Origin of the sequence: Roseovarius litorisediminis, assembly GCF_900172295.1 — a bacterium.
Taxonomy (GTDB): domain Bacteria; phylum Pseudomonadota; class Alphaproteobacteria; order Rhodobacterales; family Rhodobacteraceae; genus Roseovarius; species Roseovarius litorisediminis.
Genome location: NZ_FWFL01000001.1, coordinates 635728 through 658423, shown reverse-complemented (window position 1 = coordinate 658423; position 22696 = coordinate 635728). Strand labels below are relative to the sequence as shown.

Genomic DNA, 22696 nt, shown 5'->3' with positions numbered 1-22696 from the left:
CTGTCATGCCGCCACCGTGGCCGTGGCTTTGTTTGCGGCACGCTCATCGCGAGAGAACAGGATGTCATAGAAAACAGGCGCCGCGATCAATGTCAGGACCGACGCAAAGGCCAGACCGCCCATAATGGTGACGGCCATCGAAACAAAGAACGCATCACCCAGCAACGGTGCCATGCCCAGAATGGTTGTCGCCGCCGCCAGCACCACCGGGCGGACACGAGAGACGCAGGCCTCGACAATCGCCTCGCGCAGCGCTTTTCCCTCGCGGCGCACGATGTCGATCTCTTCGACCAGAACAATGCCATTTTTCAACAACATACCCGACAGGCTGAGAAGCCCCAGCAGCGCGGTAAAGGTAAACGGCAGGCCCGTGCCCAGCAGGCCCAGAACCACGCCGTTGACCGACATGGGGACCAGCAGCCAGATGATCAGCGGCTGTCGCAAGGCAGTGAAAAGCAGGATCGAGATCAGCACCATGATCAGAATGCTGGCGGGCAGTTGCGCAGCAAGGCTTTTGTTGGCATCGCGCGCGCTTTCGAATTCGCCGCCCCATTCCATCTTGTAGCCAAGAGGAATCTCCATGGCCTCGATGGTATTGCGTATTTCTGCATGTACCGTGGCGGCTGTAAGGTCAGGTGGAATATCGGCGCTGACCGTCAGCGTTTTCAGGCGGTCGCGCCGATGCACCAGAGTGTTCTGTGCCTCGAACGTCATGCCGTCGATCACCTGCTCGAGGGGCACAAAGCTATTTGCTGAGGTGGACCAGACCAGATGATCGACAAGGCCGGTGTCCGAGTCTTTCGCCTGTCGGACAATGATCGGGATCAGGCGTTCATCTTCCCGCAGCACGCCACCAGTGATCCCTTCGGTCGCGAAACGGATTGTGTCGGCGATGTCATCGCGGGTGATCCCGGCGGTTTGCGCCCGATCGGTTGCGTAAATGGGTTTGAGTACCAGTTCCTGTTCACGCCAGTTGGTGCGCAGGTCGCGAATGTTGTCGCTGTCCGCTGCCATGCGCCGGGCGGCCTCGGCCCCAAGCGTTCGCAACACAGCAGGGTCGCTTCCCGAGAATCGCACCTGTATCGGATCACCGCCGCCAGGGCCAAAAACCAGACGTTTTACGCGAAATTCACCCTCGGGCAGGGTTTCGGCGGCAAAGCTTTCTAGTTCGGCGCGCAGGGGCGGAATCTGATCCAGATTTTCGGTCCGTATGATCATATGCCCGTATGACGGGTTGGGCTTTTCCGCCGCATAGGTCAGCATGAAGCGGGTCGCCCCCTGACCAACGTAGGTTGTTGTTGAAACCACGTCCTCACGTCCTGAGAGCCATTTTTCAAGGCGCATCATATGGGCCGATGTCGTTTCAATCGAAGTGCCTTGCGGCAATTTGTAATGCACAAAGAAAAGCGGTGTGTTGGAATTGGGAAAGAATTGCTGCTTGATCTGGCCGAAGCCTGCAAAGCAGGCGATTGTCACCGCCATCAACCCCAGAACCACCAGCCAGCGCTGCCGCAGCGCCCCGCGCAACACCGTCGCGTAGATGCGAAACATCAGGCCGCCATAGGCATCCGGCTGATCATCCGCGCCTTTAACTTGTTTGAAGAAATAATGTGCCAGCAGTGGGGTGGCGGTCAGGGCAAGCCCCCAACTCAGCAGCAGCGAGATGCCAATCACGGCGAAAAGCGAGAACAGGAATTCACCGGTTGAATCCGGGCTGAGACCAATCCCGGCAAAGGCCATGATTCCGATTACGGTGGCCCCCAATAAAGGGATCTGGGTTTTCGAAGCGGCCTCATCTGCGGCCTCCCGCGAGGATTTTCCACGCTGCATGGAAACCTGCATGCCCTCGGCCACCACGATGGCATTGTCCACTAGCATGCCCATCGCAATGATCAGCGCGCCCAGCGAAATCCGTTCCATCTCGATTGAAAATATTGCCATGAAAAACAACGTGCCAACCACGGTCAGCAAAAGAGTAGAGCCGACCACAACCGCCGCCCGCCAGCCCATGAAAATCGCCAGAACGATAACGACAATGGCAACTGACATTGCAAGGTTTACCAGAAAGTCGGTGCTGGCTTCATCAACGACAACGTGCTGCTGGTAGATGGGATGCAGGTCAACGCCATAGGGGATCTCGGGGTCAAGCTGTGCCAGATGGGCATCTACCCGTTTGCCGACTTCCACGATGTTTTCGGTTGCCAGGCCTGCAATCCCAAGGGTGAACGCCTCGGTGCCGTCGAACCGGACGATCAGGCTGGGGTCGTCTTGGCGACCGCGGTGCACTTCGGCGAAATCGAACAGGTTCAGCACCTCGCCGCCAACCCCGATTGACAGACCGGCGATGGATTCCACCGTATCGGATCCCTCGGGCCTCTGAATCAGGCTGCGGGTGCCATGGTTTTCAAGTTTACCGGAATCGGTGACGGAATCTGCTGTCGCTATTGCGTTGACGATGGCCGAAGGAGGGATGTTCTGATTGGCGGCCAGCGCCAGATTGGGTTCAACAAAAATGGCCTCGTCGGGAAGCCCGGACACGTCGACATCCGCGACACCCGGAACAGCCAGAATTTCCCGGCGTAAGAACGTGGCAAGCCGGTGGCGCTCTGCGTCCGAAAATCCCGGCGCCGTCACGGCATAATAGATACCAAAGACGTCCCCGAATGAATCGTTGACCAAGGGCGACGAGACACCATCGGGCAAAGCGCGCGCTGCATCACGCACCCGGCTTCTGAGTTTGTCCCAGACCTGAGGCAGTTCCGAGCCATCATAGGTTGCCTTGATTTCAATCTCGATCAGCGAACTGCCCGGCTGATTGACCGATGTGATGGTATCGACTTCGCCCATCTTCTGAATGGCGGATTCAAGAGGCTCAGACACTTCCCGCGCCACTTGTTCAGCGGATGCTCCGGGATAGCGCGTCGAGATTACAGCGTTCTTGATTGTAAAAGCCGGGTCTTCCAGTCGGCCAAGGGCGCTAAATCCCCACAGGCCACCAAACAGACAACCCAGGATAATGAGCCAGGTAACAACAGGCTTGTCGATAGAGACACGGGCGACTGACATGGTGCGCTCCTAATTCGGGAAACCGGTAAACCGGCGCACGTTTTGCCCGTCGTGCAATGCGTTGCCACCTGCCGCGACAACCTGCTCCCCCGGGGTCAGGCCGTCCAAAACGCGAAACTGCCCGTTCTGGGCGGCCTCAAGCGTGACGGGGCGCCGCATGACGGTGCCGGTTTCCGCGCCAGAGTAAAGCATGACCGACGTGGCCCCATCATTGCCGATCATCACCGCAGACGAGGGCAGGGCGATGCTTTCCTTGCCTTCCAGAATGGTAGCAAACACTGTCACTGACGATCCGGGCAATACCCGCATACTGTCCGGCAGATCCAATCCAAAGGTCAGGCGGAATGTTTGACCAACCTGAGAGGTTTCAGCGTTGAATTCGCGCACTTCCAAAGGAAACTTCCGGTCACTGGTCGGAAAGCTGGCATAGACCTTGACGTTAGGATCTTTTCCGGCGCGCTGAAACAGGATTTCGGGGACATCAATTTCAATTCGAAGCTCTGACATATCATGCAGACGCACTACGGGCGTTCCCGCCGAAATGGTGGTGAAATTTGCCACGTCCCGCACAGCCACCAGCGCATCATAGGGGGCGTAAAGTGTGGCTTCTTCCAGAGAACGCTCAGCATTGCGCAGGGCAATCGCCGCCAGGCCGGCCTGGGTTTTGGCATCATCCACACTGACTTGTGCCACGGTATTGCCTTCCAGCTTTTGCAGGCGGGCAAGATTTCTGTCGGCCTGTTCCTTTTCCAGCCGGGCTTGTGCCAGGGCCAGTTCAAAAGGCTCCAGATCAAGCCGCGCAATCAGGCTGCCCTTGGACAAGGGATCACCTTCGATCACCGGAAATTCCACGATTTGCCCCCCCACCTGAAACGCCAGATCAACGGTTTCCCGCGCCACGACCTGACCAAAAAACTGGCGGGAAATTGCGCTGGACGTTGACTGAACCGTAATCAATTTGACAGGTTTTAGCGCCTCTTGCGCGGCGGAAGGTGAGGTCAAAACCATGATGAAAGCAGCGAGATGAAAAAAGCGCATGGAAATAAAACTACCCCTTCTGCAAGATCAGATTCGGCTTAATCTAAGCTGATCGTAACTTTGTGAGCATAAGTATTGTAGCCTTATTTCGCGTTGCATGCCTGTGGCATCCTGCAAAGCAATACGCGCCCGACAGAAAGTCGGACGCGAGAGGGCCGTGAGTGGTACGGGCTTGCCCGAAGGATCAGGCGACTTGCATTGGCACAAAGCGCCATGCATCGCCAGTTTCAATGATCCGGCCAATTCCGGGGAATGGAAAATGATAACCGGCGACCAGCGTTTTCGAGTCCGCGGCTGTCCTGAACAGTTTCCGGCGTGTCGCAGCTGCAATGTCGGGGGCCATTTCGACCGCCAGTGCCCAGTCCGGCTCTTGCGGGCCCACTAGGTAATGCACTGCGGCATCCATCAGGTGCAGCAGGCTTGCACCACCGTCTTCCAGCAGAAAGGCGTGATGACCCAGAGTGTGACCAGGGGCCGCTACGGCGGCGATTCCCGGTACAATTTTATCGCCATCACCATATGTCTTGATGAGGCCTTGCAATGGAGACAGCTTGGCATTGCCTACGGCGATCATCGTGTTCATGAAATTTTGCTCGTCGCCCGGTTTCTGGGTCCAGAATTCCAGTTCGTCCGGTGGGATGTGATAAATGGCATTCGGGAAACAGGGCTGACCGTCCAGCGTGCAGCCGCCGATATGGTCGGGGTGGCCGTGGCTGATGATAACATCGGTAATGTCATCCGGCGTCACCCCGATTGAAGCCAGACCAGCCAAAAGGCGCCCGTTGTCGGGATCGTTCCCAGGAAAGGTGATGTCCCCCATACCGGCGTCCAGCAGTACCTTGTGACTACCTGTTTCTACCAGGGTGATTTGCATATGCGCCGACACGGTATCGGTTGGCAGGCCGTAGTTGGCCAAAAATTTGGCCATGCTGCCTTCTGGCTGGTTCATCGCAAACATGGGGGCCGGAAATGTAAAACGGGCATCGTCGATGATCGTGATCCGCATGGCCCCGATTGAAAAGCGGTACAAGGCACGAAACGGCGCCAGTTCGGCTGCGGCCCGTGCTGGCGCTGCCAGTCCGATCAAAGGTGTGGCCGCGCTTGTCGCCAGGGCCGAAGTCAGAAAGGTGCGGCGGGTGGTTTTGAGGTTGGTCATGATCTGTTCCTGTAAGTTGCGGTTCGATAGTGCCAACCTGAAGGTGATCTGCCGGACAGGGTATATGCGTCTGTTCAAAAGAATTGATCCTGCGTTCACAGGTGCAGTGCCCGGGCTTGCCCCAAGCCCTGTAAAGGTAAAAGATTTGATCCAGATTTCAGCTTTGGAGAACCGGATATGAACAATGCCCCGGATGCCACCGACGCCCTGAGCGACGTATTGCGGTTGGTCCGCCTGCGTGCCTGTGTGTATTTCGTGCGGGATATGGCGCCGGGGTGGGGGCTTGAGGCGCCGACCTGCACCAATGGGCCACTTCACATGGTTCTGGAGGGCCGTTGCGTTCTGCGTCACGACGGGCGCGATACCGAATTGAGGGCAGGGGACGCGGTGCTGTTGCCCCATGGGGCGCCTCACGCCATGCTGGAAACCGCTGATGCCCGGGCCGAGCCGGGACCGGAGGTGATGAAACGCCTCATGGATAGCCCTAACGAAAAACCCGCCCATCCGTCTACACGGATGTTATGCGGACATTTCGAGTGGGACGGTACGCTGGATCATCCTATGTTCGCGGAACTGCCGGACCTGATTGTGGTGCGCGATGTCTTTGCGCGTGATGGGGCCGGGTTGTTCCGGATCGTCGTGGATCTGATCACAAATGAGCAAACGGGCGATGCGCCGGGGGCGTCGGCGGTGGCAGACAGAATGGGGGAAGTGTTGTTTGTCAGTCTGTTACGCGCCTGGATGGCCGATCATTCGCCGGTGCAAGGGGTGCTGGCGACGATGCACGATGCACGGTTGAACCGGGCGCTGACCTATATCCACGAAAACCACGCCGCCAACGTAGACCTGACACTGCTGGCGCGTGAGGCAGGCATGTCACGCACATCATTTGCCACAAGATTTCATGATGTTATGGGAAAGCCACCTGCTACTTATCTGACTGAATGGCGGATGCTGCAGGCGCGCAAATTGCTGGTCCGGACCGAAACACCGATTTCCGAGATTACCGAGGCGGTGGGCTATGGCTCGGATGCGGCCTTTACACGAGCGTTCAAGCGGCGCTTTGGCGAAACACCGGCCAGATTGCGGCGTACGGCGGGGGGATAGGGGCGTACGAAGCGTACAGTTTGTACGTGGATTTCGTACGCGACAGGGCCCGAATGCAAAGGCAGGCGTACAAAACGTACGTCTTGGCGAGGAATCCCGCAGAATGAAGGACGATGTCGCAAGGCTTGTCGGCGTCCGCACGCGGCCTTTGGCGTGCTGTGGGCTTGGATTGCGGCGGGCCGAAATGTAGCCAGCCTGTCGCGCTTTTTCGAATCCCGGTTCGCCTGGTGAACCCCGAGCTGTGAAACCTCAGATAACTTTGACCTTCACGTCACAAACTGACCCAAAATGGAAAAACCGACCTTCGCGCACGATGCAGCGAAAGAGGAAAAAGAGCCCATTTGTATGTACCGGCTGCTGTTCGCAACTGAGATTTTGGCGTGGCTTGCGGTAGTCGCTCATATGTATTCGGCCTGTTTATCGGCTCGCGGGCCGTGGCCATTGTGGGTTACGCACGCGCCTTGATCTCATTACTAACCAGATCGGTGACGACCATTTGGGCTCTCAGATTCTGGGGGCGTAGTTTCTCCGTTCCATGCTGTTCTCCTTCGCGAACTCCGTTGGGTCTTGGCCGCTAGATCGCGGCCAAAGCCTCGTCTCTCTCAACCTCGTACTTCGATCCGTAGCGCAGAACGCTCCAGGCGGTGCGGGCGAGTTTGTTGGCCAAGGCGACCGCAGCCTTATTGTGCGGCATGCGTGCTACAACGCCCCGAAGCCATGGGCCTAATCCCAAGCTGTCCCAACGATGTGGGCGCATCAGAATGACATTGGCGGCCTGCACCAGCAGCATCCTCAGATAGCTGTTGCCGCGTTTGCTGATCCGACCAAGGATAGTCTTCCCGCCGGTATTGAACTGGCGCGGCACCAGGCCCACCCAAGCTGCAAAGTCCCGACCTCGATCAAACACCTCGCCCTTGCCAATGGCGGCAACGATGGCCGTCGAGATAAGCGGGCCGATCCCAGGAATGGTCATGATGTTGACGCTGTTCTCCTCCGATCGGCTGATCTCCTCGATCTTCGACGAGATTGCCTTGATCCGCTCATCGACCCAAAGCCAATCGCCATAGAGACCCATCAGGATCGCGCGCATGCGTGATGAGATTTCATCGCGCCGGTTTTCGAGGATCGCCTCAAACGAGCTCTGCAGTGCATGCCGTCCCGACCGCACGGTGATGCCTTGCTCAATCAGGAACGCCCGGATCTGATTGATCGTCGCGGTGCGGCGGGCCACCAGCCTGGAACGCACGCGATGCAATGCCTGTAGGTCCAACTGGTCCTGGCTCTTCTCGGTGACCGTACGCAGGTTTGGCCTCATCGCTGCCTCTGCGATTGCCTCCGCATCGTTGTAATCGTTCTTTTGTCCCTTGTTGAAAGGCTTTACGTAGATCGCCGGGATGATCCGAGGCTCAAAACCGAGCCTTCGCAGCATTCGACTGACAAAGTGCGCGCTCATGCATGCTTCCATGCCAACTACGCAGCGTGCAAATTTCTCGAACGTCGGCTTCAACGCCAACCGCTTAATCTTCTTGCGTAAAATGCGCTCACCCGCGTGATCAAACCCAACGAGGTGAAAGGTGTCCTTGCCGATATCGACGCCAATGACTGCGATGTCTTCTGGGCTTTTGGATTTCATGACTGCTTCTCCTGATTTGCAGAAATAGGCAAAGCCTAACCTGCTGGGTGAAGCAGCCGGTACATCCCATTAGTAACAAATGCTGTAAACAGCGCTGCGGGCAGCAACGGACGGAGAGCGGAAGTTGTGTGCGATTGCGCAGAAGCTGGGTTATCTCAAATTGAAGCGGAGATTCCTGCCTTAGAGAAATCACAAGAGGGTTCGGGTTGCTCTATGGCGTAGAGGGAATCCAACTTATAAATCAAGTTCGTATCGGGCGCTCGTCGCAATCCTTCGCACAACGGACTAAGCTAGCTTTTTGTGCCAGGCGGGATTTATGCTAAATTGCAGTATTCTGATCGCTGCATTTTTAGAAAAACCAAAAGGAGGTTCCTCCATGAAACCCATATTAGTGATGTTAGCAACGGCGATGGCACTATTGGTGCCTCTGGCTGCAAATGCGCAAGATGAGATGCGCACCGAGCAAGTGCGCTTTGCTGCGGGCACGTCCGGCACAACGATCAATGATTCCATTACAGGCTATGACAGCGTCCTATACAAAGTTGGTGCAGAGGCAGGCCAGCAGATGAAAGTGCGGCTGGAGCCATCCAACTCCGCCACCTATTTCAATATTTATGAGCCGGGCAGCGGACCTGGCGATCAGGCGCTGGCCAATAGCCAGTTCACCGGGCCCATGGTGCCAGATCTTAATCTCTTCGACGGGCCCCTACCCACCTCGGGCGAATATACCGTCTCGGTCTACATGATGCGGAGTGCTGCACGCCGCAATGAGAGATCGGACTATATGATCGCGATCAGCATTGATGGCGAAATCGATGATACCGTACAGGCCGACTATGCTGACGGGCTGCAAGGTGGGCCTGATTTCTATCAGGTGGCAACGTCGGGTGGCGGAATGTTGAACCTGCGTGCAGGCCCGTCTGCAGGCGCAGGGCTTGTGGCCCGTCTGAACAGTGGACAAAACCTGCGCAACCTTGGTTGCCGGATGTCGGAAGGCCGTCGTTGGTGTCGCGTCGCAACACTGGCCGACCCCGGCTATGAGGGGTGGGCCGCAGGCGATTTTCTGATTGAGGGAAGTGGCAAGCCCTCTTCGACAGTTTTGTCCGGCGATAGTACGTCGACAGTCGTCGTGCGATTTCCGTCGGGAAGCACAGGAACCGAGCTGACAGGGTCGTTAGAGCCAGGCGAGTCTCGTCGGTATGTGCTTGGGGCCGCCAGCGGGCAGAACCTATATGTTCGGGTCGCTGCACAAGGCGAAGGTATGTCCTATCAGATCTTTAACCCCGACCAGTCTTTCCTGCTTGATCAGATGACGGCAGCACAAGAATACCGCGGCCAGCTTTGGCAGTCTGGGGATCACGTGATCGAGGTGATCAACCGCGGTAGCGCCCAGACGTCATACAATGTGATCTTTGGCATCGACTAAGCCAAAAACGCCCGTTGTCTGCTCTGCCGCAGATGGGCGGCGCAGGGCGGTCTGTCCGCCAGGTAGGATTTTAGGGAAGGGTTGCAGATGCAGATGAAAATGTTGGTCAACGCGGAATTGGGTGCTGGCGAGGGTGTCGCTTTGGACGCTTGCGCGGCGGCGGTTCAACAATGATGCGGCTGGCTGGCAAACGCGCCTTTGTGACAGGCGGACGGCAAGGGATCGGTCGTGGGATCGTCGACGCCTTTATAAGCGAAGGGTCGAGGGTGATAACATGTGGTCGCGGCCCGCGGCCCGCTGATCTGCCCAACGGTGTCGGCTGGTTTGAACTGGACGTCGCACATGCCTTGGATGTTCAATCGGTGTGCGACGAGATCGGACCCATCGATACCTTGGTAAACAATGCCGGCGTTCAGGTTGAAAAGACCGTGGTGGACAGCACGGATTCGGATTGGGACTTGGTCATGGGGGCAAACGCACGCGGCGTTTTCAACGTTTGCCGTGCGTTTATCCCGCAGATGACGACTGGTGGCTCGATCATCAATATCGGCTCCATTTCCGGCAGTGTCGCCGATCCCTCCATGGCGCTTTACAACGCGTCAAAGGCGTTTGTTCACGGGCTGACGCGCTCGATCGCGGTTGATCATGGCCCCGGCGTGCGGTGTAATGCGATCTGCCCGGGATGGATTGAGACCGGGATGTTGGAAGCAGGCTTTGATCTTGCACAGGATCCCGCCAAGGCACGCGCGGACGCACTTGCCCGCCACGCAACCCGGCGCTTTGGCAAGCCTGCCGATGTCGCATCCATGGCGGTTTGGTTGGCGTCGGACGAGGCTGATTTTGCCACAGGTCAGCTTTTTACGATCGACGGTGGCATGACATCCGCTTCGCCGCTCAATCCGGGGTTATTCTGATGCCAGACATCCAAGAAAGAGCTGTCACGGGCGGTGGCGACAGGGGACTGCAGGCCTTTTGCGACCGTTTTAAAGACACGTTCAATGGCTGGTGGGGTGACTTAGGCACGCCGCAACTCGACGCGGCAGCAATCGCGAAACTTGTGGCAGTCATGGCCAAATAAGTGCGCTGTGGCGATGTGTGTAAAGTAGCCATTTGTTGTTTAGCGGACATGGGTCGCTCTGCAGTAAATTGGTGGGTTTGGGCTGGTTCCGGGCTGTCGCCGCGTTTTGCACGAAAGGCGGCCATGAGCGGCTGAGGCGGGCAAAAAGAATCGATACCAGATCGGTGCCCTGCAAGAAAAGTTCTGGCTTGTTGCCTGGCTGTCATACGTGCATGATCGATTGAAAACAGGTCTATCGGGCCAGGGAAAGACAGATGACGGGCACAATTCGTGCGCTATACAAACAGTTTAGCGGAACCGCCCGGGATATTGCTCCAATTTTGATCATCGTGGCGTTCTTCCAGATGGTGGTGCTGCGTCAGCCCTTCGAAAACATCTCTGATCTTGCGATTGGCTTTGCCTTTGTCCTGCTAGGGCTGACGCTGTTCATCCGCGGGCTGGAAATGGCGTTGTTTCCATTGGGTGAAACCCTGGCCAATGCACTGGCCGCGCGCGGATCACTGCCGCTGCTGCTGATTTTTTCGTTCTGGTTGGGGTTTGGCACGACCGTGGCCGAACCGGCGCTGATCGCCGTGGGCGAAGAGGCCACACGTGTCATGGCCGCAGCGGGGGTGATCGAGAGTGATCCGGCCAGCCAGAAAGCCCATGCCAATGCGCTGCGCTATACGGTGGCGGCCTCGGTCGGGGCTTCGCTGGTTATCGGTGTGTTTCGTATTCTCAAGGGCTGGCCGATTCACTGGCTGATCATTGGCGGCTATATTGTGGTTGTGGCGCTCACGCCTATCGCCCCGCGCGCGATTATCGGCATCGCTTATGATTCAGGCGGGGTGACGACCTCGACCATCACCGTGCCGCTTGTCACCTCATTGGGGGTCGGGCTGGCGCACGCGATCAAGGGGCGCAACCCGATGATTGACGGCTTTGGTCTGATTGCGTTTGCCAGCCTGATGCCGATCATTTTCGTGTTGCTGTTCGGATTGGTGGTGGCGGCATGATCTGGTCGATGGTCACAGAACTGAGCCAGGTTTTCATCAGCATTCTGAAGGATGTCGCCCCCATCGTGGTGGTGCTGCTGGGTTTTCAACTGGGCATACTCCGCCGTAAGCTGCCACATCTTCGCAAGGTGCTGTTCGGTTTGTTTTATGTGGTGGTGGGGTTGACGTTTTTCCTGTTCGGCCTGGAACGAGCGCTGTTCCCGCTGGGCCGCGAAATGGCAAGACAACTGACTGACCCTGCCTTTATCGGCGGTGGTCCGGGTGTCGTGCCGGGGTGGGCGGATTACTACTGGACCTACCTTTTTGCCTTTGCCATCGGCTTTGCCACCACCATCGCCGAGCCTTCGTTGATTGCAGTGGCGATAAAGGCGCAAGATGTTTCGGGCGGCTCGGTCGGGGCTTTCGGCCTGCGTGTCGCGGTCGCCGTCGGTGTCGCGTTAAGCCTGTCGGTGGGCACGTTCCGCATCGTCAGCGGCACGCCGCTTTATGTGTATATGATCGTCGGTTACGCCATTGTTGTGGTTCAAACCATGTTTGCTCCGCGTATGATTGTGCCTCTGGCTTACGATTCAGGCGGGGTGACGACATCAACCGTAACCGTACCGCTGGTGGCGGCGCTTGGGTTGGGGCTGGCGTCGAACGTGCCGGGCCGTTCGGCGCTGCTTGACGGGTTCGGTCTGATCGCGCTTGCGAGCCTGTTTCCAATGATTACGGTTATGGGCTATGCCCAAATCGGCACCTGGCTAGAGAAACGGCGACAGAAACCAATTCCCACCACTTCCACTCCCGAAGGAGGCCCGTGATGAAATTCAAACTGCTCATCGTGATGACCCAGGACGAACTGACCGACAAGGCCATCGAAGCCGCCCGCTCAGAGGGGGCCACGGGGTGCACCGTGATCACAGGTGCCCGTGGCGAGGGGCTGACGCCGCAAAAGACATTTCTTGGTCTGAATTTGGCCGGGCAACGCGATGTGGTGCTGTTTCTGGTCGAAGAACACATCAGCCGAGACATTCTGGAAGCAATTGCCGCGGCCTGCGGATTCGAGGAAACGCCAGGTGCGGGGGTTACCTTTCAGATCGACATCGAGGACGCTATCGGCATGAAAGGTCAGATGCAGAGCATCATGCAGGATATCAGCAAGGAGGATCTGTGATGGAAGAGACATTCGTCAGGGTTGATACGCTCATGCGCACCGATCTGCACCGGATCGACGGCTTTGCCAACATCCATGAGGCACTAGCAATGATGCGCGAAAACAAGGTCAGCTCGCTGATCATCGACCGGCGGCATCCCGGAGACGAATACGGTTTTCTGACGGTCAACGAGATTGCCTCGAGGGTGATCGCAGAAAACCGATCATTCGAACGCACCTCTGTCTATCAGGTCATGGAAAAGCCGGTCCTGACCATTGTTCCGGACATGAACGTAAAATACGCCGTGCGGTTGCTGACACAGCTTGGCAGGCGGCGGGCACTGGTACATGGCGATACCGGGCTTCTGGGTTTCGTGTCGCTGCGGGATCTGGTGCTGAGCTATGCCGGATAAGGGTTTCACAGCGTCGGGCGATGCGACGCTTTAACGTTTCGCCGTGCCCCGTTTAATCCAAACCTTTTGAACGGCTTTATTTGATGCGTGGTTTGGCCGGTAGAGTGGGCCCTGTTTTCAAGGCCCGGGTGCCACGCCATATTGCGTGTCCGAGACCTTTTCCAGCCAATCCACCGGCGAGCCATCCAGTGCTTCCTGAATCGCCAGATGGACCATCGCGACATCGGGTGCGGCCCCGTGCCAATGTTTCTCGCCCGGCTCGAACCACACGGTGTCACCGGGGCGGATTACCTGCACCGGGCCACCCCATGTCTGCGCCAGCCCCAGCCCCGAAAGCACAAGCAGCGTCTGACCCAGCGGATGGGTATGCCAGGCAGTCCGCGCGCCCGGTTCAAACGTCACAACCACAGACCGCACCCGCGCCGGATCGGGCGCCGACAAGACCGGATCAATCCGGACCGTCCCGGTAAAATAAGCCTCTGACCCTGCCTCGGATGGCCGTGCGCCGCTTTGTTTGATATCCATTGGAAATCCTTTTGCCAGTCCCGTCCGTCATCAGACGCCCCACTCTATGCGACAGGGCAGGCAGCGTGCAAACGCTGTTCCTGTTCCCTGCAGGCTGTTAGACAGAAAGCTGTGCGGCCTCGTGTCATATAGATTTGCAGGCTCTGGACGACCGACCGGCCCGGATATCGTCAGGCGGCACCCCGCGCCCGGCGCCTTTCAATTGAGAAAACGGTGAATTCAGGCAGGCCACCGTCACCTCTGTCACAAATAGTCCTTGTGTTTACGTGTTATTTCAGCATCATATTCACTTAATGGAATTTATATGAGGTTTGCCAATGACCCCCGACAGACGACAGGTTCTGACCATGCTGGGCGCCACCGTTTTTGGCAGCATCGCAGCCCGGACCTTTGCCGCCGACAGGTTTGATCTGGGTGGCATCCGCATCACCACTGTAAGCGATGGCAATCTGGTGTTGCCGGGCGATTTCATGTTCGGCGGTTTGCCCGAGGAAGAACTGGCTGACATCCTGATGCGCCACGGTGTCTCTCGCGACGAAGTGCACCCGCCTTGCAACGTTACCCTGTTACAGGACGCTGACCGTACCATTCTGTTCGATGCCGGTTCAGGTTCGGGTTTCATGCCAAGTGCGGGGGATCTGGTTGATACGCTTGATGCGCTTGATGTGGCGCCTGACGATATTACTCATGTGGTCTTTACCCATGCCCATCCCGATCATCTCTGGGGGGTGCTGGATGATTTCGACGATCCTGTTTTTACCAACGCCAGTTATCTGATCAACCAGGTTGAATGGGACTACTGGCGCGATCCAGACACCGTAAACACCATCGGCGAGGCGCGCGCAGCTTTTGCCGTGGGGGCCGCCCGTCGTCTGGAAGCTATCGAAGACGCCTGTGAATTCTTTACTGCCGGACAAGAGGTGTTGCCCGGAATCATGTCCCACGCCACATATGGCCACACCCCAGGTCACACGTCATTCGAGGTGCGCAATGGCAATGACGCGGTGATGGTGGTGGGCGATGCCATTGCCAACGCCCATGTGGCGTTTGAACGCCCCGACTGGGCCAGCGGATCGGATCAGGATACGGAATTGGGGGCGGCAACCCGGCAACGCCTGCTGGACCAACTGGCCACAGATCAGATTCCGATGGTCGGATTCCACCTGCCGCATGGCGGTCTTGGCCGTGTCACGCGCAAGGACGGTGTCTTTCGTTTTATCAGCGAGGTTTAACCATGTTCCGCTATACGCTTACCGCCCTGGTGCTATTCACCGCCAGCACCGCCATCTCCAGTGAAAACATTGCCGATAAATATCCCGGCTCGCTGCTTTACGACGAACCGGTCGAGGTGATCCCCGGCGTCTGGTCCGCGATCGGGGCCACCGCGCCGCCCACTTATGAAAACTCGGGCCATAACAACAACCTGAGCTTTATCGTCACCGGCGACGGGGTTGTCGTGATCAACGGCAGCGCCGCCTATGCCCTGGCAAAGGCCCTGCATGACGAGATCAAGCGCATCACCGACCAGCCGGTAAAACTGGTGTTCAACGAAAACGGGCAGGGCCACGCCACGCTTGGGAATTCCTACTGGGCTGAACAGGGCGTGCCGATTGTCGCGCATGTCGATGCCGCCCACGAAGTTGAGGAGAACGGCGGCCCCAACCTTCAGGCGATGAAGGGCTACAATCGCGACAAGGCCGAGGGCACCACCGTGCAGGTCCCGACCGAAACCTTCAGCGACGAATATATTGTTGAAATGGGTGATTTCCGCATCGAGGCGCGCCACCTTGGCCCCGCCCACAGCCCTGGCGATATCGTTGTCTGGCTGCCCGAGCAAAGCCTGGTGATCTCGGGCGATATGGCGTTTCACGAACGCATGCTGCCGATCTTTGCCGACACGATCACCGCCGACTGGCTTGAGACATGGGAGAATGAATTCGAGGCCCTGGGCGCCACCTATGTCATTCCCGGCCACGGCCATCCCACCAACATGGCGCAGGTGCGCCGCTATACCCGTGACTATTTGATCTATCTGCGTGGCAAGATCCGCGACCATATCGACGCGGGCGGCGAACTGACCGATGCCTATTATGTCGATCAGACGCCCTATACCCACCTTGATACGTTTGAGGAGTTGGCCAAGAAAAACGCTGGCCGGGTGTTTGAACAGATGGAATGGGAATAGCCTGCACGCCCGGAGCCGCTGAATTTTTTCAGGCCATAAATATTCGCTGAGCGGCGACGCGATGCGCCTTGAACCTGGACGGGTGCTGATTTTGAGGTCCGACAGGTGCCGTGAGATGATATTCATCCACAAAAAAAGCCCTGCGGAAGCAGGGCCTTTTTGTTCAAGACCGGGCCTGTGGTCAGGCGTTGGCTTCGCGGATCTTGTCGGCGGCGGCTTTGTCGTAGGGGACGCCGTTTTGGTCAAACAGCGTGTCAAGTTCGCCCGAGAGGGTCATTTCGGTGATGATGTCACATCCGCCGACAAATTCGCCTTTGACGTAAAGCTGCGGAACGGTGGGCCAGTCGGAATAGTCCTTGATTCCCTGGCGGATCGCCTCGTCGGCCAGAACGTTCACATCAGCAAATTCGACACCCATGAAATTGAGCACGCCAGCCACGCGGCTTGAGAACCCGCATTGCGGCATATCCTTGGTACCCTTCATATAGAGCACCACGTCATTGGCTTTTACGGTCTCGTCGATCTGGGTTTTGGCGTCGGTTGTCGTCATGTCAATCTCCGGGTTAATTTGCATCACTGCCAAGGCCATTTTCCGTCGTATTTGTCGGCTAGGCGGGCGTTTCGTTTCATGGCTTGGGTCATCAGCGCGATGTCGGTGGCTTCCATGCCAAGCGGCGGTTTGTTCTCGGGGCGGCGGTGAACCGCGTGGCGCGACAGAGGGCGTTTGGTACGGCGGCGCAGCAATGCCTCGGCTATGGCCGCCACCACAGCGACCACCAGAAGACCAAGGAGCGCCCAGGCCATGGTTACTCTGGTGCCTTGGTGGTCAGGGCGAGCGCGTGCACTTCGCCCTTGGGCCCGTCCATCTTGCCCTTGAGGGCGGCATAAACGGCGCGTTGCTGCTGGACGCGGTTCATGCCGCGAAAGCTTTCGTCGATCACATGGGCCGCGAAATGCACACCGTCGTCACCCTCAACCGTAATCTTGGCATTGGGCAGGGTTTCGCGGATCAGCTCTTCGATATCAGAGGCGGTCAGGGCCATAAGGCGTCTCCTTGGCTGGTTTCCTAGGATGTAGAGCGGGGCCGGGGCGAGTGCAAGATGCAGCGTGGATCGCTTTGGGTCTCTGGTGGTGAATTCAAGCGGAACGGCAGCGCCGCGCAGTATATCTGGGAAATGAGGGACGCTGTCCGCCAAGTTGAAATTCAAGAAATTTCAACGCCCTCCCTAGGATAGTTTGGGGGATAAGAAATTGGCACCTGAGGGGTTAAATTTCCTGACCTTTTTTTAGAAGGTCGTCGATCAGTTTGCGTTGTATCGCACCGCTGTCGCCGCCACCATATTGCAGCGCGCCGCCGGAATAAAGCGTGCCGTAGCTTTGCGCGAGGTTGACCACCTGACCCAGCCCGGAGATGAATTCATCCTTCTCGAGCGGAGACAGGGGATGGATGAAAGCGGCCCAGAGCGTTTCCTGCGCTATGGCATAGCGCGCATCGAGGGCGGAATCGAAATTGGCCTGCATCATGCGGGTCATTTCCTCGGGTGATATGTCGGCCGATTTGCGGATGGGGGTGATGGCCCGCATGCGATTTGCGGTTTCATCGGTAACAATCAGGATGGCCGTGTCCGAGATCATCAGTTGCCAGACGTGGCCGTTGGATTTGGCATCGGGATCGAGCGCACGGATGATTTTATCAAGCCGGTCGAGTGTCATTGCGGCCTCGGGCTGAACCTGTTGTTCAGGGGCGGTTGTATCCTGGGCGTGCAGGGCAAGCGGGAACAGGAGAAGAATGGCGGCCAGCAGGTTGCGGAGCATCAGTAATCCTTTCGTGCGATTGCTGATGAGACTGACACAGAGTTTCGATGCGCGCTATTGGGCTGATGAAAATGTGATCATCAGCCAAAGGTTGCGCCAAAGCTGCTGCGGAAGATCTGCGAAAGGCCTGACAGTGGCGCGCGCGAGTGGCCCAACTGCACGGAATCGCCGGTGAATTTGCCCACCGAATGGATCACGATACCTGCCTCGGCCGCCGCAGACATCAGTGCCTCGGCCTGATCAAAATTACAGGCCACAAGATAGCGCGCCTGATCTTCGCCAAACAGTGTGGCGGTGTCTTCGCTATCAAGATGCACGCCGACGCCAGCTGTTTCGGCCATTTCAAACGCGGCCAGCGCAAGGCCGCCATCCGAGAGGTCGGTACAGGCCTTGATCAGGGCATGGTTCGCCCGGATGAAATCGCCATGGCGTTTTTCGGCATCAAGATCAACGGCGGGTGCGTCGCCCTCGACCCGGTTGAAGACCTCGGCCAGAAGGGCGGACTGGCCCAGATGACCGGTAGTTTCACCGACCACCAGCGCAACATGCCCGTCGCGGGCCTGACCTGTGATAGCGGTTTCTGGATCGCGGATCAGACCCACGGCGCCAATGGTGGGCGTGGGCAGGATCGCGGTGCCATCGGTTTCGTTGTAAAGCGAGACATTGCCTGAAACGATGGGCATATCAAGAGCTTTAACTGCGGCCCCTATACCTTTGATTGCGCATACAAACTGGCCCATGATTTCGGGTTTTTCCGGGTTGCCGAAGTTCATGTTGTCGGTTGTGGCCAGCGGCACGGCGCCCAGGGCAGTAAGGTTGCGATAGGCCTCGGCCACAGCCTGTTTGCCGCCCATTGCCGGGTTGGCCTTGACGTAGCGTGGTGTGACATCCGAAGTGAAGGCCAGCAACTTGTCGGTGCCATGTACACGCACCAGGCCAGCGCCCTGACCGGGCGTGCGGGCCGTATCGGCCATGACCATGGTGTCATATTGTTCATACACCCATTCGCGTGAGCAGTAGTTGGGCGATGCAATCAGCGCCTTGAGCGCGTCAATCGGATCAATCTGCGGGACGGTGTCGGCATCAAGCGGCGTGGCCGGGGCCGGTTCAACCCACGGGCGGTCGTATTCAGGCGCGGAGCCCGACAGAGTGGCCAGCGGCAGGTCTGCCTTGATCTGGTTGCCGTGCATGATCAGGAATCGGTCTTCGGCAATTGTTTCTCCGACAATGGCGAAATCGAGGTCCCATTTTTCGAATACTGCGCGCGCCTGGGCTTCTTTTTCGGGGCGCAGGACCATGAGCATGCGTTCTTGCGATTCCGACAGCATCATTTCATAGGCGGTCATGTTGTCTTCGCGCTGCGGGACGCGGTCGAGGTTGAGTTTGACGCCAAGCCCGCCCTTGTCGCCCATTTCAACGGCGGAGCAGGTCAGGCCCGCCGCGCCCATATCCTGAATCGAGATCACGGCGCCGGTCTGCATCAGTTCCAGCGTGGCTTCCATCAGGCGTTTTTCAGTGAACGGGTCACCGACCTGAACGGTAGGGCGCTTTTCCTCGATTGAATCGTCGAATTCGGCACTGGCCATGGTCGCGCCGCCAACACCATCGCGGCCGGTTTTGGCGCCAAGGTAGACGACAGGCATGCCGACGCCCGAGGCCGCGGAATAGAAAATCTTGTCAGTGTCCGCGATGCCCGCAGCAAAAGCATTGACCAGACAGTTGCCATTATAGGCCGGGTCAAACCGCACCTCGCCACCCGCGCAGGGCACGCCAAAGCAGTTGCCGTAGCCGCCAACACCCGCGACAACGCCGTGCACCAGCTGGCGGGTTTTGGGGTGGTCCGGTTCACCAAACGAGAGCGAGTTCATCGAGGCGACCGGGCGCGCGCCCATGGTAAAGACGTCCCGGAGGATGCCGCCCACGCCGGTGGCGGCGCCCTGATAGGGTTCAATATAGCTGGGGTGGTTGTGGCTTTCCATTTTGAAAACCACGCACTGGCCATCGCCGATATCGACGATACCTGCGTTTTCACCGGGGCCGCAGATGACCTGAGGACCCTCGGTCGGCAGCGTGCGGAGCCATTTCTTGGATGACTTGTAGGAACAATGTTCGTTCCACATGGCCGAGAAAATGCCCAACTCGGTGAACGTCGGTTCGCGGCCGATGATTTCGAGGATACGTTCGTATTCGTCGGGCTTGAGCCCGTGGGCCTCAATCAGTTCGGGAGTGATTGCCGGATCCTGCATATGAAAACTATCCCCCAAGGTGGCTATGTTTGGCGTCTCTTTAGGGTATCGCGCGGCGGGGGGGAAGGGGCTGTGTAATGCTCGCTTGACCAATTGTGGCTTATGGTCTTCTGTTGGGCGAAAATCTGGAGGGATCATGGAGAATTTGCAGAACCCCTGGCGGGGCAAGGGCCTGAGCGAGGCCGTGCTTTCAGGCGCGCCCGCTCCCAGCGTGGATGCCGCCGCACCTTTGGGGTTGCTCAAGCAATGCCCGGCGGCAGCGCAAACGCCGGTAATCCGAATTGAAGGTCTGGGTGCGCAGGTCTGGGCCAAGGATGAACGCCAGCGCATGAATCTGGGAAGCTTCAAGGCGCTTGGGGCGGCATATGTGATTGCACACAGGGCCGCCAACAGTGGCGCCGATGATCTGACAAAGGCGCTGCAGGGCCAGACATTTGTCACGGCCAGTGCTGGAAATCACGGGCTATCAGTTGCCGCGGGTGCGCGGGCCTTTGGCGCCAAATCGGCGGTCTATCTGGCAGAAACGGTGCCGGAAAGTTTTGCCGTGCGGTTGCGCGACAAGGGGGCGATCGTCGTGCGTGCCGGATCGGACTATCAGGGCAGCATGGACGCGGCGATGCAGGCGGCCGAAGATAACGGCTGGACGTTGCTTTCTGACACCTCGTGGCCGGGATATTTCGACATTCCACATCGTCTGATGGAAGGCTATCTGGCGATGGCGGCCGAAGCAGCCGAACAAATACCGGATGTGCCGACGCATATTTTTTTGCAGGCCGGTGTTGGCGGACTGGCCGGGGCCGGGGCGGCGTATTTCCGCAAGGTCTGGGGCGATGCGCCAAAGATCATCGTGGTCGAGCCGGAATTTGCCCCGGCACTGCAGGTCAGTATCCGCGAGGGCAAATGTGTGAATACCGAAGGTCCGGTATCGGACATGGGGCGGCTGGATTGCAAAGAGCCGTCGCTGATTGCGCTGAAGGGGCTGGCGCGGGATGCCGATGAATTCGTGACCATCACCGAGGAAGAGGCTTTTGCGGTGTTGCCTGTGCTGGCCGAACAGGGGGCAGCGACCACCACATCGGGGGGCGCGGGGCTTGCGGCCGTAATGGCCATGGAGTTGGGTGCGGAGGCCCGTGTGCTGTGCGTCATCAGTGAAGAGGCGTGATCGTAAAGGCGGTTTCGGCAACCGAATTTCAGGCGCGCGCGGCTTGGTTTAGCCGCTTGCAGGGGCTGGCTTGCCAGCGCTCTGATGCGGGCGCCTGATTGACAGAATGCCGTTCCACTGTTCCAGCTGGCGGTGTTGATTTCTTGGAATTTATACCCCCGGGGGGCCAGTAATGCAGTTATTGCATCTTACCGAAGACGCGCAGGGTGTTTCGCATTTTAAGGATGTTGAAATTGCTTTGAATGAAGGTGACTTTGCACCGCCTGCGCCTGTCATGCCGATATCTGACAAAGAAGCCTGCAAAAATCTTCTGTATCTGGTGTTGCCCGCGGGGTGGGGCGGGGCAAAGCACCCGTCGCCCCGCCGTCAGGTTGCGTTTTGCCTGTCAGGTTGGTTGCGGGTAGAGGCCGGAGATGGCGAAGTAAGAGAATTTGGTGCCGGTGCAATCTGGCGGATGGAAGATGTATCCGGATCAGGGCACAAGACAACAGTTATTGGGTCTGAGGATGTTCAGCTGGCAATCGTGCAGCTGGAATAATCAGCGTTCTGCCAAATAAGCGGGCAATGCAAAAAAAAGGCCGAGCACTAAGCTCGGCCATAGTCCAACAGGGAGGTATGAAGGCGACGCACCATGTGGCTGTCACCATCAAGAGTGGAATTAGGGATGCGTTTCGAGTCGTTCAAGGGAAATAATGCCGCACTTGCAGCATTTCCGCTATGCGATATGTGCATGGCTTGCCTAAAAAATCAGCTAACAGATTGTTCTTTAAGCTTTTTGCGATAGGCAAAAATTTCTTCCTGAACGAAGTCACGAAATGCTGCAATACGTTTTGAGTGCCGCAGCTCCTCGGGGTAGGCGAGAAAAACGGGAACTTCGATGGACTCGACTTCTGGCAGGACCCGCACCAGATCGGGGAAATCCTGGGTCAGATAGTCTGGCAGTACACCTATTCCAAGGTTGTTGAGCGTCCCCTGCAATACGCCAAAATAGTTGTTGATCGTCAGCAACGGAGGGATGTCATAGGACATGATTTCCTGCACGAGCGTGGCACCTGCGCCTACCTGGGCCGAGCGCGGGTTCTGGCAAATCAGCCGGTGCTCGTTCAAATCGGACAGCGTTTCGGGTGTGCCGCGTTCCGCCAGATATTTTGGCGACGCATAGAGGCGCATATGCACACTCATCAACCGTTTGCGAATCAGGTCGGCCTGGCTGGGCTCTTTCATGCGGATGGCGACATCGGCCTCGCGCATGGGCAGGTCAAGCACGCGTTCCTCAAGCATCAGGTCGATCTTGAGGTCCGGAAACTTTTCATAAAGCTGAGGCAGGCGAGGGGCCAGCCATAGGGTGCCAAAGCCGATAGTGGTGGTGACACGCAATTCGCCAAAGACTTCTTCTTCGCTGTCGCGGATGCGGGCGGTGGCCGTGTCCAGCCGTTTCATCATGGCGCGGGTCGCATCGAACAAAAGTTCGCCCTGTTCCGTCAGAATCAGCCCGCGCGCGTGGCGGTGAAACAGGGTGGCGTTCAGCGAATCTTCGAGCGCACGAATCTGTCGTGACACGGCAGATTGCGACAGGTGCAGTTGATCGCCCGCGTGTGTCAGGCTGCCGACGTCTGCCACAGCGTGAAATATTCTGAGTTTGTCCCAATCCATACGTGAAACTTTCTATTCCTTACCGCGCTCAAGACGCAATAGCAGATAACCCCCGCGTGTTTA

General features: G+C 57.8%; 23 protein-coding genes. 12 read left to right on the top strand and 11 right to left on the bottom strand.

The window, feature by feature from the left end; translation table 11 throughout:
- Positions 1–3 precede the first annotated feature (3 nt).
- The 3 genes from PEL8287_RS03180 to PEL8287_RS03170 form a co-directional block, all read right to left on the bottom strand.
- A complete protein-coding gene (locus tag PEL8287_RS03180) occupies positions 4–3066 on the bottom strand; it encodes an efflux RND transporter permease subunit (RefSeq protein WP_085890882.1) in 3063 nt (1020 codons plus the stop codon).
- A 9-nt stretch (positions 3067–3075) separates the two neighbouring features.
- Positions 3076–4104 carry an efflux RND transporter periplasmic adaptor subunit gene (locus PEL8287_RS03175; RefSeq protein ID WP_085890881.1) on the bottom strand — a complete coding sequence of 343 codons (1029 nt, stop codon included), beginning with the start codon at positions 4102–4104 and terminating at the stop codon, positions 3076–3078.
- Between the two features lie 184 nt (positions 4105–4288).
- Positions 4289–5260, bottom strand: coding sequence for an MBL fold metallo-hydrolase (locus PEL8287_RS03170; protein WP_085890880.1), 972 nt, complete (start codon positions 5258–5260; stop codon positions 4289–4291).
- Between the two features lie 177 nt (positions 5261–5437).
- On the opposite strand from PEL8287_RS03170, the gene PEL8287_RS03160 reads away from it, so the two are divergent.
- Positions 5438–6367, top strand: coding sequence for an AraC family transcriptional regulator (locus tag PEL8287_RS03160; protein WP_085890878.1), 930 nt, complete (start codon positions 5438–5440; stop codon positions 6365–6367).
- A gap of 574 nt (positions 6368–6941) precedes the next feature.
- On the opposite strand, the gene PEL8287_RS03155 is transcribed toward PEL8287_RS03160, so the two are convergent.
- Positions 6942–8000, bottom strand: coding sequence for an IS110 family RNA-guided transposase (locus tag PEL8287_RS03155; protein WP_085890877.1), 1059 nt, complete (start codon positions 7998–8000; stop codon positions 6942–6944).
- A 376-nt stretch (positions 8001–8376) separates the two neighbouring features.
- On the opposite strand from PEL8287_RS03155, the gene PEL8287_RS19935 reads away from it, so the two are divergent.
- From PEL8287_RS19935 to PEL8287_RS03125, 7 genes are all read left to right on the top strand, one after another.
- Complete coding sequence (locus PEL8287_RS19935; protein ID WP_176228538.1) at positions 8377–9426, top strand: SH3 domain-containing protein; 1050 nt, start codon at positions 8377–8379, stop codon at positions 9424–9426.
- A 170-nt stretch (positions 9427–9596) separates the two neighbouring features.
- Complete coding sequence (locus PEL8287_RS03145) at positions 9597–10340, top strand: SDR family NAD(P)-dependent oxidoreductase (RefSeq protein ID WP_235862141.1); 744 nt, start codon at positions 9597–9599, stop codon at positions 10338–10340.
- On the top strand, positions 10340–10504 hold the full coding sequence (locus tag PEL8287_RS19930; RefSeq protein ID WP_176228537.1) for a hypothetical protein: 165 nt from the start codon (positions 10340–10342) through the stop codon (positions 10502–10504). Before PEL8287_RS03145 ends, PEL8287_RS19930 begins: the two co-directional genes overlap by 1 nt.
- Before the next feature lie 254 nt (positions 10505–10758).
- Complete coding sequence (locus PEL8287_RS03140) at positions 10759–11499, top strand: DUF1538 domain-containing protein (protein WP_085890874.1); 741 nt, start codon at positions 10759–10761, stop codon at positions 11497–11499.
- Between the two features lie 8 nt (positions 11500–11507).
- Positions 11508–12302 (top strand): DUF1538 domain-containing protein, encoded by a 795-nt coding sequence (locus PEL8287_RS03135; protein ID WP_217807657.1) that lies wholly within the window; start codon positions 11508–11510, stop codon positions 12300–12302.
- Entirely contained in the window at positions 12302–12655 is a 354-nt protein-coding gene (locus tag PEL8287_RS03130; RefSeq protein ID WP_085890872.1) for a P-II family nitrogen regulator, read from the top strand. Before PEL8287_RS03135 ends, PEL8287_RS03130 begins: the two co-directional genes overlap by 1 nt.
- Complete coding sequence (locus tag PEL8287_RS03125; RefSeq protein ID WP_085890871.1) at positions 12655–13047, top strand: CBS domain-containing protein; 393 nt, start codon at positions 12655–12657, stop codon at positions 13045–13047. The genes PEL8287_RS03130 and PEL8287_RS03125 overlap by 1 nt, the downstream gene beginning before the upstream one ends.
- Before the next feature lie 117 nt (positions 13048–13164).
- Here PEL8287_RS03125 and PEL8287_RS03120 read toward each other — a convergent pair whose 3' ends face one another.
- Complete coding sequence (locus tag PEL8287_RS03120; protein ID WP_085890870.1) at positions 13165–13572, bottom strand: (R)-mandelonitrile lyase; 408 nt, start codon at positions 13570–13572, stop codon at positions 13165–13167.
- Between the two features lie 317 nt (positions 13573–13889).
- On the opposite strand from PEL8287_RS03120, the gene PEL8287_RS03115 reads away from it, so the two are divergent.
- Positions 13890–14804 (top strand): MBL fold metallo-hydrolase, encoded by a 915-nt coding sequence (locus PEL8287_RS03115; RefSeq protein ID WP_085890869.1) that lies wholly within the window; start codon positions 13890–13892, stop codon positions 14802–14804.
- Between the two features lie 2 nt (positions 14805–14806).
- Positions 14807–15757, top strand: a complete 951-nt coding sequence (locus PEL8287_RS03110; RefSeq protein WP_085890868.1) for an MBL fold metallo-hydrolase — start codon at positions 14807–14809, stop codon at positions 15755–15757.
- A gap of 181 nt (positions 15758–15938) precedes the next feature.
- On the opposite strand, the gene grxD is transcribed toward PEL8287_RS03110, so the two are convergent.
- From grxD to purL, 5 genes are all read right to left on the bottom strand, one after another.
- A complete protein-coding gene (gene grxD, locus PEL8287_RS03105; RefSeq protein WP_085890980.1) occupies positions 15939–16307 on the bottom strand; it encodes a Grx4 family monothiol glutaredoxin in 369 nt (122 codons plus the stop codon).
- Positions 16308–16330: 23 nt separating this feature from the next.
- Positions 16331–16561: a hypothetical protein gene (locus PEL8287_RS03100; RefSeq protein WP_085890867.1), complete on the bottom strand. Its 231-nt coding sequence runs from the start codon at positions 16559–16561 to the stop codon at positions 16331–16333.
- A 2-nt stretch (positions 16562–16563) separates the two neighbouring features.
- Entirely contained in the window at positions 16564–16800 is a 237-nt protein-coding gene (locus tag PEL8287_RS03095) for a BolA/IbaG family iron-sulfur metabolism protein (RefSeq protein WP_085890866.1), read from the bottom strand.
- A 223-nt stretch (positions 16801–17023) separates the two neighbouring features.
- Positions 17024–17572, bottom strand: coding sequence for a hypothetical protein (locus tag PEL8287_RS03090; RefSeq protein ID WP_085890865.1), 549 nt, complete (start codon positions 17570–17572; stop codon positions 17024–17026).
- 80 nt (positions 17573–17652) lie between these two features.
- Positions 17653–19818, bottom strand: a complete 2166-nt coding sequence (purL, locus tag PEL8287_RS03085) for a phosphoribosylformylglycinamidine synthase subunit PurL (protein WP_085890864.1) — start codon at positions 19816–19818, stop codon at positions 17653–17655.
- 136 nt (positions 19819–19954) lie between these two features.
- Between purL and PEL8287_RS03080 the strand changes: the two genes are divergently transcribed.
- Together PEL8287_RS03080 and PEL8287_RS03075 are read left to right on the top strand one after the other, a co-directional pair.
- On the top strand, positions 19955–20980 hold the full coding sequence (locus PEL8287_RS03080) for a pyridoxal-phosphate dependent enzyme (RefSeq protein ID WP_085890863.1): 1026 nt from the start codon (positions 19955–19957) through the stop codon (positions 20978–20980).
- A gap of 172 nt (positions 20981–21152) precedes the next feature.
- A complete protein-coding gene (locus tag PEL8287_RS03075; RefSeq protein WP_085890862.1) occupies positions 21153–21518 on the top strand; it encodes a cupin domain-containing protein in 366 nt (121 codons plus the stop codon).
- Between the two features lie 209 nt (positions 21519–21727).
- Here the strand turns inward: PEL8287_RS03075 and PEL8287_RS03070 are convergent, their stop codons facing one another.
- The gene (locus PEL8287_RS03070; RefSeq protein WP_085890861.1) at positions 21728–22633 is read right to left on the bottom strand and encodes a LysR family transcriptional regulator; all 906 of its coding nucleotides are present in this window, start codon (positions 22631–22633) and stop codon (positions 21728–21730) included.
- Between the last annotated feature and the right edge of the window lie 63 nt (positions 22634–22696).

Excerpts from the sequence above, each read along its gene's own strand:
- PEL8287_RS03180 (WP_085890882.1), bottom strand. The coding sequence starts at position 3,066 with ATGTCAGTCGCCCGTGTCTCTATCGACAAGCCTGTTGTTACCTGGCTC.
- PEL8287_RS03175 (WP_085890881.1), bottom strand. The coding sequence starts at position 4,104 with ATGCGCTTTTTTCATCTCGCTGCTTTCATCATGGTTTTGACCTCACCT.
- PEL8287_RS03170 (WP_085890880.1), bottom strand. The coding sequence starts at position 5,260 with ATGACCAACCTCAAAACCACCCGCCGCACCTTTCTGACTTCGGCCCTG.
- PEL8287_RS03160 (WP_085890878.1), top strand. The coding sequence starts at position 5,438 with ATGAACAATGCCCCGGATGCCACCGACGCCCTGAGCGACGTATTGCGG.
- PEL8287_RS03155 (WP_085890877.1), bottom strand. The coding sequence starts at position 8,000 with ATGAAATCCAAAAGCCCAGAAGACATCGCAGTCATTGGCGTCGATATC.
- PEL8287_RS19935 (WP_176228538.1), top strand. The coding sequence starts at position 8,377 with ATGAAACCCATATTAGTGATGTTAGCAACGGCGATGGCACTATTGGTG.
- PEL8287_RS03145 (WP_235862141.1), top strand. The coding sequence starts at position 9,597 with ATGATGCGGCTGGCTGGCAAACGCGCCTTTGTGACAGGCGGACGGCAA.
- PEL8287_RS19930 (WP_176228537.1), top strand. The coding sequence starts at position 10,340 with ATGCCAGACATCCAAGAAAGAGCTGTCACGGGCGGTGGCGACAGGGGA.
- PEL8287_RS03140 (WP_085890874.1), top strand. The coding sequence starts at position 10,759 with ATGACGGGCACAATTCGTGCGCTATACAAACAGTTTAGCGGAACCGCC.
- PEL8287_RS03135 (WP_217807657.1), top strand. The coding sequence starts at position 11,508 with ATGGTCACAGAACTGAGCCAGGTTTTCATCAGCATTCTGAAGGATGTC.
- PEL8287_RS03130 (WP_085890872.1), top strand. The coding sequence starts at position 12,302 with ATGAAATTCAAACTGCTCATCGTGATGACCCAGGACGAACTGACCGAC.
- PEL8287_RS03125 (WP_085890871.1), top strand. The coding sequence starts at position 12,655 with ATGGAAGAGACATTCGTCAGGGTTGATACGCTCATGCGCACCGATCTG.
- PEL8287_RS03120 (WP_085890870.1), bottom strand. The coding sequence starts at position 13,572 with ATGGATATCAAACAAAGCGGCGCACGGCCATCCGAGGCAGGGTCAGAG.
- PEL8287_RS03115 (WP_085890869.1), top strand. The coding sequence starts at position 13,890 with ATGACCCCCGACAGACGACAGGTTCTGACCATGCTGGGCGCCACCGTT.
- PEL8287_RS03110 (WP_085890868.1), top strand. The coding sequence starts at position 14,807 with ATGTTCCGCTATACGCTTACCGCCCTGGTGCTATTCACCGCCAGCACC.
- grxD (WP_085890980.1), bottom strand. The coding sequence starts at position 16,307 with ATGACGACAACCGACGCCAAAACCCAGATCGACGAGACCGTAAAAGCC.
- PEL8287_RS03100 (WP_085890867.1), bottom strand. The coding sequence starts at position 16,561 with ATGGCCTGGGCGCTCCTTGGTCTTCTGGTGGTCGCTGTGGTGGCGGCC.
- PEL8287_RS03095 (WP_085890866.1), bottom strand. The coding sequence starts at position 16,800 with ATGGCCCTGACCGCCTCTGATATCGAAGAGCTGATCCGCGAAACCCTG.
- PEL8287_RS03090 (WP_085890865.1), bottom strand. The coding sequence starts at position 17,572 with ATGCTCCGCAACCTGCTGGCCGCCATTCTTCTCCTGTTCCCGCTTGCC.
- purL (WP_085890864.1), bottom strand. The coding sequence starts at position 19,818 with ATGCAGGATCCGGCAATCACTCCCGAACTGATTGAGGCCCACGGGCTC.
- PEL8287_RS03080 (WP_085890863.1), top strand. The coding sequence starts at position 19,955 with ATGGAGAATTTGCAGAACCCCTGGCGGGGCAAGGGCCTGAGCGAGGCC.
- PEL8287_RS03075 (WP_085890862.1), top strand. The coding sequence starts at position 21,153 with ATGCAGTTATTGCATCTTACCGAAGACGCGCAGGGTGTTTCGCATTTT.
- PEL8287_RS03070 (WP_085890861.1), bottom strand. The coding sequence starts at position 22,633 with ATGGATTGGGACAAACTCAGAATATTTCACGCTGTGGCAGACGTCGGC.